At 50.4% G+C, this 3,241-nt stretch carries 2 rRNA genes; both read right to left on the reverse strand.

Annotated features, from left to right (window positions below):
* Window positions 1-12: 12 nt before the first annotated feature.
* Window positions 13-126 (reverse strand): 5S ribosomal RNA (rrf, locus tag HMPREF9257_RS08440).
* Window positions 127-204: 78 nt separating this feature from the next.
* Window positions 205-3,076 (reverse strand): 23S ribosomal RNA (locus HMPREF9257_RS08445).
* Window positions 3,077-3,241 lie beyond the last annotated feature (165 nt).

Consider the following 3,241-nt stretch of genomic DNA (forward strand, 5'->3'; position numbering starts at 1 on the left):
AAAGTGTACCCTGCATGGCGACGACCTACTCTCACAGGATCAAGTCCCACTACCATCGGCGCTAAGAAGCTTAACTACTGTGTTCGGCATGGGAACAGGTGTGCCCTTCTTGCCTTTATCACCACACAGTGCACTTTATGTCTCTTTGAATGACCTTGGTCACTCAAAACTGAATACCTCATCTCAACCTTAAAATTGTTCTTTGTGGTTAAGTCCTCGACCGATTAGTATTCGTCCGCTCCATACATTACTGTACTTCCACTCCGAACCTATCTACCTGATCGTCTTTCAGGGGTCTTACTTCTTACGAATGGGAAATCTCATCTCGAAGGTGGCTTCGCGCTTAGATGCTTTCAGCGCTTATCCTTCCCGCACATAGCTACCCAGCGATGCTCCTGGCGGAACAACTGGTACACCAGCGGTGCGTCCATCCCGGTCCTCTCGTACTAAGGATAGCTCTTCTCAAATTTCCTACGCCCGCGACGGATAGGGACCGAACTGTCTCACGACGTTCTGAACCCAGCTCGCGTACCGCTTTAATGGGCGAACAGCCCAACCCTTGGGACCGACTTCAGCCCCAGGATGCGATGAGCCGACATCGAGGTGCCAAACCTCCCCGTCGATGTGAACTCTTGGGGGAGATAAGCCTGTTATCCCCAGGGTAGCTTTTATCCGTTGAGCGATGGCCCTTCCATACGGTACCACCGGATCACTAAGCCCGACTTTCGTCCCTGCTCGACTTGTGGGTCTCGCAGTCAAGCTCCCTTCTGCCTTTGCACTCTGCGAATGATTTCCAACCATTCTGAGGGAACCTTTGGGCGCCTCCGTTACTCTTTAGGAGGCGACCGCCCCAGTCAAACTGCCCACCTGACACTGTCTCCCGTGGTCTACACGCGGGTTAGAGCGTTCCTGTCACAAGGGTAGTATCCCACCAGCGCCTCCTCGTAGACTGACGTCCACGATTCTTTGGCTCCTACCTATCCTGTACATGCCACACAAACACTCAATATCAAGCTACAGTAAAGCTCCATGGGGTCTTTCCGTCCTGTCGCGGGTAACCGGCATCTTCACCGGTACTATAATTTCACCGAGTCTCTCGTTGAGACAGTGCCCAAATCGTTACGCCTTTCGTGCGGGTCAGAACTTACCTGACAAGGAATTTCGCTACCTTAGGACCGTTATAGTTACGGCCGCCGTTTACTGGGGCTTCAATTCGTACCTTCGCTTGCGCTAAGCACTCCTCTTAACCTTCCAGCACCGGGCAGGCGTCACCCCCTATACGTCACCTTTCGGTTTGGCAGAGAGCTGTGTTTTTGATAAACAGTCGCTTGGGCCTATTCACTGCGGCTGAAGTTGCCTTCAGCACCCCTTCTCCCGAAGTTACGGGGTCATTTTGCCGAGTTCCTTAACGAGAGTTCTCTCGCTCACCTGAGTGTTCTCCACTTGAAGACCTGTGTCGGTTTGCGGTACGGGTTACAATACATTCACTAGAAGCTTTTCTCGACAGTTTGATCGCCTACCTTCGCTACTCTAATTTCGCTCCAGGTCACACCTCAATGTTAAAGGTAAAAGCATTTGACTCTTACCACACCTTAGTGCTTCTACATCCATCCATCCGGATGCGTAGGTTAACCTCCTGTGTCCCTCCATCGCTCAAACATGTATTGTAAGTACAGGAATCTCTACCTGTTGTCCATCGCCTAGACCTGTCGGCTTCAGCTTAGGTCCCGACTAACCCTGGGCGGACGAGCCTTCCCCAGGAAACCTTCTTCTATCGGTGGACGGGATTCTCACCCGTCTTGCGCTACTCATACCGGCATTCTCACTTCTATACGCTCCACCACTCCTTACGGTATGGCTTCTCCGCCTATAGAACGCTCTCCTACCATCCTTACGGATCCACAGCTTCGGTGTATTGTTTAGCCCCGGTACATTTTCGGCGCAGGGTCACTCGACTAGTGAGCTATTACGCACTCTTTCAAGGATGGCTGCTTCTAAGCCAACCTCCTAGTTGTCTGGGCAACCCCACATCCTTTTCCACTGAACAATAACTTAGGGACCTTAGCTGGTGGTCTGGGCTGTTTCCCTTTCGACTACGGATCTTATCACTCGCAGTCTGACTCCCAAAGATACATGATGGCATTCGGAGTTTATCTGAATTTGGTAACCCTGAAGGGCCCCGCGTTCAAACAGTGCTCTACCTCCATCACGCTCACTTTGAGGCTATACCTAAATATATTTCGGAGAGAACCAGCTATCTCCAAGTTCGATTGGAATTTCTCCGCTACCCACAAGTCATCCAAACACTTTTCAACGTGTCCTGGTTCGGTCCTCCAGTGTGTCTTACCACACCTTCAACCTGCTCATGGGTAGGTCACTTGGTTTCGGGTCGATAACACCTGACTGTCGCCCTATTCAGACCCGCTTTCGCTACGGCTCCGTTTCTTCAACTTAACCTTGCCAACTATCATCACTCGCCGGTCCATTCTACAAAAGGTACGCCATCACCCCTTAACGGGCTCTGACTACTTGTAAGCACACGGTTTCAGGTACTCTTTCACTCCCCTCCCGGGGTGCTTTTCACCTTTCCCTCACGGTACTGGTTCACTATCGGTCACTAGGGAGTATTTAGCCTTACCAGATGGTCCTGGTGGATTCCGACGGAATTCCACGTGCTCCGCCGTACTCAGGATACTCCGTTCGTGTCGTTCGATTTCGTATACAGGGGTCTCACCTTCTCTGCCGCACTTTCCCACGTGCTTCTACTATCGATTGACAATCAAACTATGGAGTCCTACAACCCCATGGTGCATGCACCATGGTTTGGGCTCTTCCCTGTTCGCTCGCCGCTACTTAGGGAATCGATTTTTCTTTCTCTTCCTGCAGGTACTTAGATGTTTCAGTTCTCTGCGTTTACCTCGCTTACGCGTGACAGTCATTAACTGCCGGGTTCCCCCATTCGGATATCTCTGGATCTCAGCTTACTTACAGCTCCCCAAAGCATTTCGGTGTTCGTCCCGTCCTTCATCGGCTCCTAGTGCCAAGGCATTCACCGTGCGCCCTTTATTGCTTAACCACAATTTTTGCGCTAATTTTTACTTACATTTTTCATCTCGCATCTGTAAACAGATACGGACTCGGTCAATTTCTCGGTTGATTATATCATCATTTGATATGATCGTATTTCTAATCGTTCGCATCGAACAATTAGAAATGAGGTATTCAGTTTTCAATGATCAAA

The organism is Eremococcus coleocola ACS-139-V-Col8 (assembly GCF_000183205.1).
Taxonomy (GTDB): domain Bacteria; phylum Bacillota; class Bacilli; order Lactobacillales; family Aerococcaceae; genus Eremococcus; species Eremococcus coleocola.